Annotated in this window: 5 protein-coding genes; 3 read left to right on the forward strand and 2 right to left on the reverse strand. The window is 67.7% G+C overall.

Annotation, left to right across the window (positions count from 1 at the left end):
• The coding region (locus tag ACR9ZK_RS20780; RefSeq protein ID WP_481343866.1) for an aldehyde dehydrogenase family protein at window positions 1-370 on the forward strand (370 nt) is incomplete at its 5' end.
• Window positions 371-447: 77 nt separating this feature from the next.
• On the opposite strand, the gene ACR9ZK_RS20785 is transcribed toward ACR9ZK_RS20780, so the two are convergent.
• Both ACR9ZK_RS20785 and ACR9ZK_RS20790 read right to left on the reverse strand, forming a co-directional pair.
• Window positions 448-1,920, reverse strand: coding sequence for an ABC transporter substrate-binding protein (locus tag ACR9ZK_RS20785; RefSeq protein ID WP_481343867.1), 1,473 nt, complete (start codon window positions 1,918-1,920; stop codon window positions 448-450).
• 574 nt (window positions 1,921-2,494) lie between these two features.
• A complete protein-coding gene (locus ACR9ZK_RS20790; protein ID WP_481343868.1) occupies window positions 2,495-2,995 on the reverse strand; it encodes an Lrp/AsnC family transcriptional regulator in 501 nt (166 codons plus the stop codon).
• 375 nt (window positions 2,996-3,370) lie between these two features.
• Here ACR9ZK_RS20790 and ACR9ZK_RS20795 point away from each other — a divergent pair, with 375 nt between their 5' ends.
• Both ACR9ZK_RS20795 and ACR9ZK_RS20800 read left to right on the forward strand, forming a co-directional pair.
• Entirely contained in the window at window positions 3,371-3,607 is a 237-nt protein-coding gene (locus tag ACR9ZK_RS20795; RefSeq protein ID WP_481343869.1) for a hypothetical protein, read from the forward strand.
• Window positions 3,608-3,702: 95 nt separating this feature from the next.
• Window positions 3,703-4,437, forward strand: a complete 735-nt coding sequence (locus tag ACR9ZK_RS20800; protein ID WP_481343870.1) for an SDR family NAD(P)-dependent oxidoreductase — start codon at window positions 3,703-3,705, stop codon at window positions 4,435-4,437.
• Window positions 4,438-4,528 lie beyond the last annotated feature (91 nt).

Below are 4,528 nucleotides of genomic sequence, written 5' to 3' on the forward strand. Positions count from 1 at the left end.
GTTGTACACGCCGGCCGTGCTGGAAGGCGTGGCGGCCGACAGCTCGATCTGGCAGGACGAAGCGTTCGCGCCCGTGGTGGTGCTGCAGCCGTTCGAGTCCTTCGAGGACGCGATCGCACAGGCCAATTCGATCGACTACAGCCTCCACGCCGGCATCTTCACCTCCAGCCTGGACCGCGCGTTGGCGGCGGCACGACTGCTGGAAGCCGGTGGCGTCATGATCAACGACTCGTCCGACTACCGGTTCGACGCGATGCCGTTCGGTGGGTTCAAGTACGGCAGCATGGGCCGCGAAGGCGTCCGCTTCGCCTTCGAGGAGATGACCCAGCCGAAGGTCGTGTGCATCAACCGGCTCGGCAACGGGTCCTGACGGTCTTCGGCAAGGTCCCCGGGGTGAGGGCAGACCGTGAACATCGGTCTGTCTGCCCTCACCCCGGCATGCCGACCTCAGCCGAGGCTGAGGTCGGCTGTCAGGACGTAGTAGTCGAGCGGGTGGGGCTTGAAGCCCTCGACGTTGGCCCGCAGGCCCCAGGTGGCTTGCTCGTGCAGGAGGAAGACGCTGGCGGCCTGGGCCTGCAGCCGGGCGGCGATCGCGGCGTACTTCTGGTTGCGGGCGTCCGGGTTCGCGGTCGCGACCGCGTCCTTGATCATCTGGTCGGTCTGCCTGTCGCAGTAGTGGGCCAGGTTGTAGCTGCCGTCGCAGGTCCAGTCCGAGACCAGGTACCCGCCCGGGTCGGCGACGTCGACCAGGTAACCGCGGGAGAACAGCGTGGCCTGGAAGCTGCCATCGAGCCAGCCCGGCTCCATGGCGGCGGACTCGCCGGTCTTGACCTTGACCTTGATCCCGAGCTTGGCCAGCTGTGCCTGGATGACGGCGGCGTCGTCGGGCAGCTCCGGCCGGTCGATGTAGGCCTGCAGCTCGAAGGACAGCGACGTGGGGTCGACGCCGGCCTGCTGCAGCAGCGAGCGCGCCTGGTCCAGGTTGGTCCCGATCGGTTGCGCGTTCGCCGGTGCCCAGTGGGTGTCGGGCGAGAACGGCCCGACCGCGGGCTGGCCGGTGCCCTCGTAGACGCCGTCGATGATCGCCTTGGTGTCGACGGCCTTCTGGATCGCCTGGCGCACCAGCGGGTTGTTGAACGGTGCCTTGGCGTTGTTCAGCAGCATGACGGTGGTGCGCGGCAGCGCCGTGGTGGTGGTGCGCACCTGGTCATCGCCCTTCACGGTGGCCAGGCTCACCGCCGGGATGCCGCGCACGATCTGGGCCTCACCGGTCTGCAGCTGCGTGGCCCGCGTGGCGCCCTCGGAGATGAAGCGGACCTCGGCCGAGGCGAGCTTCGGCTTGCCGCCCCAGTAGTTCTGGTTGGCCTCCAGCGACAGCGACTGTGCCGGCACCTCGTTGGTCACGGTGAACGGACCGGTGCAGGTGCCCTTGATGTCGATCTGGGACCCGGTGTAGGCCTGCGGTGCCAGGATGCCCGAGTTCGGGCTGGCGAACCGCAGTGGAACCATCGGGTCCGGGGCGGGGGTCGTGACCTTCACGGTCGAGGTGTCCACGGCCGTCACGGCCGAGATGGTCTTCGGGTTGAGCGCCCGGGCCGGGACCTTGGCCTTGAGCACGTGCTTGATCGCGCCCACGACCGCCTGGGCGTCCATCGGGCTGCCGTTCTGGAACTTCACGCCGTCACGCAACGTGAACTGCCAGTTCGTCGGGTCGACCTGGGTCCACTTGGTGGCCAGCATCGGTTCGAGGCTGGTGCCGTCGTAGCCGTACTTGACCAGCGTCTCCAGACACCCCGCGCGGACGAGCGCGTGGGCGTCGTCGGTCTCGGTCGCCCAGTTCGCCTTCGGCGGGATCTGCTCGTCGTAGACGACGCGGTCTCCCCCGCGATTCGCGCCCTGGTCGTCTGGCGTGCCACCCATGCCACATGCCGTGGCGGTCAATCCGACAAGTGCAAGGCCACATGCCCAGCGAAGTCGTCTCATGTCTCGGGTTCCTTCTGCTATGCCGGAGGACCCGGCGCAAATGGTTGTGTCGCGGCACTCCTTGGGCACGATCACGCCGACTGAGAGCACCCTTTCCCAGTGACGTCAGGCTAGGAGCGTGCTCTCGCCGGGTCCACAGGTCAGACGGGGGTTCAGACGATCTGATATCACCGCGCGATGTGCTCCGGCGATCGGTCATGTTGTGACCGTTGCCATCGCAGGACTGTCCGACAGGGCATCCGCGCGGGGGGTCATCTCGTGGGACGTCGATGTGGAGAGGACCCGGGACCTGGCGCAGCAGGAAGTGGTGCACCTCCTGGGGGCTGGCCGCTCATGCGGCCGGCTGGAGCGCTCCGAACCCGGCGCCCGATCACTTCTCGCTGTCAAGCGCTCGGCGAGCGGGTCGAAACCGAGGCCACGTTCCCAGGGCCAGGAGTGCAAACATCGTCAGACTCACCAACCACATCAGCCTGCCCCGAGCGTGGCAGCCCAGCCACAACCGGGCGGGCCCTCACTTGGGCGGCAGCACGAGCGAGCGCTCGGGAACCTGGTTCAGCACCAAGAGCGTGCGCGTGCCGGCGATGCCGGGGATGCGCGGCCGCAGCTCTTCGGTGATGAAGCGCTGCAGGTGTTCGGCGTCGCGCAGCCTCACGAGCAGCAGGATGTCGAACTCCCCGGCTACGTCTGCAGCGAACTCGACCTCGGGCATCTCCTCGAGCAGCGGTGCGAGTTCCGACCACGGCTTCCAGACGTCCGTCGTCGATCGGAGCAAGATCACAGCGGTGACAGTGAGGCCAACGCTCTTCGGGTTCACCGTCACGGTAAAGGAGTTGATGACGCCCTCCTCCCGCAGTCGAGCCAGACGAGCGTAAGCGGTGGCCCGGGAGACGCCGGCGGCCGTGCTCAGCTCACCGATAGGTGCACGGGCGTCTTCCTTGAGGGCACGCAGCAAGGCGAGGTCGATGCCGTCGATCGGCTGATGCGCTGATCCGGTGTTCTGACGCTGTGCCATGGTCCACCTCATACCGAGTCGTGCGCGAGTCTCGGGCCGAAGCAGCGCCCGAACGGCAGAAGCAAGGCTATACCGCGGTGGACGATCAGCGCCATCGAAGGGCTCGGAGCATCCAAACGCCTCCATACGACGACCGTCGATCGTACGAATACCTCGATCTGCTGCCAGGGTCTGGACTCGTCCTCGGGGTGGCCGTAGCGTCGACCGGTCAGACGTCGCAGTTGACAAGGAGATCTGGGAAGGATGATTCCCGCACCGCCGTCGGCGTAGCCGGCCTGTCCCTGAACAGCCCGGTCGAGGTCCAGATGGTCTGTACGGCGGCGTGGGACCGGCAGACAGAAGCGCGCCCACCTCGTTGCGTGGCTGAAGGACGGGGTGCGTGGATTCCAGCCCAGCCGTTCCCGCTGTCTCAAGGAGAGAACGTGCAACCAGTACCACGGGTTCGTCGCGGTGCCCGGTGGTGAGCCGCGTCCGAGCGTCGGCCAGGTGGTGCCCGTGGTGCCCAACCACGTCTGCCCGGTCGTGGCCAGCTTCGAGGAGCTTCTCGTGACCGACACCGACGGGACGATGCTGGAGCGGTGGCCGGTGGCCGCCCGAGGGCTTCTCAGCTGAGGTCCACGCAGCCTGTCCAACCCCGAAGAACTCACCCCCAAACCGTGAGAACCCAACCCCTCCCAACCACAGAACCTCCAGGAGAGAAACCCGAGATGAGACTCGACAAAGTGACCGCGCTGGTCACCGGCGCCAGCAGCGGGATCGGCGAGGCGGTGAGCTCCCGCTTCCGTCGCGAGGGCGCGCGGCTGCTGCTGACGGGCCGCCGCGAGCAGCTGGCCAGTGCCGGCCCCGATGACGTGTACGTCCCGGGGGACCTCAACGACGAGGCGTTCGTCGCCGGTCTCGCGGCGCGGGCCGGGGAGTCCTTCGGTTCGGTCGACGTGGTGGTCCTCAACCACGGCCTGCAGGCCAGCAGCCCGCTGATGGAGATGGCGTACGCCGACGCAAAGAACGTGCTCCACAGCAACCTGCTCAGCGCGTTCCTCGTCATGAAGCACTTCGCGCCGCTGATGCCCGCCGCCGGGGGCTCGATCGTGTGTGTCAGCTCGCGGCTCGGGGTGGTCGGCATGCCGGACCAGGTGCTGTACTCCGCCGCCAAGGGCGGCCTGATCATGCTCGCCAAGGGCGCGGCGATCGAGTGGGCCCCGCGCAACATCCGGGTCAACGTCGTCGCGCCCGGCCTGACGTCCACGCCGGTCATCGAGGCGGCGATCCAGCGCCGGCCCGACCCCGAGGCGTACCGCCGCGAGCGTGCGTCCCAGATGCCGCTCCAGCGCCTCGCCACCCCTGAGGAGGTGGCCGACGCCATCCTGTTCCTCGCGTCGTCGGAGTCGTCCTACATCACCGGGGCCGTGCTCCCCGTCGACGGCGGGTACACGGCCTTCTAGGCCTTTCAACTGATTCCCGTCCTGCGGGTCGCAGACCATCGACCCATAGAGAAGCTGTCTCTTATACACATCTGACGCTGCCGACGACGGA

Source organism: Monashia sp. HAY1-5C (assembly GCF_056755255.1).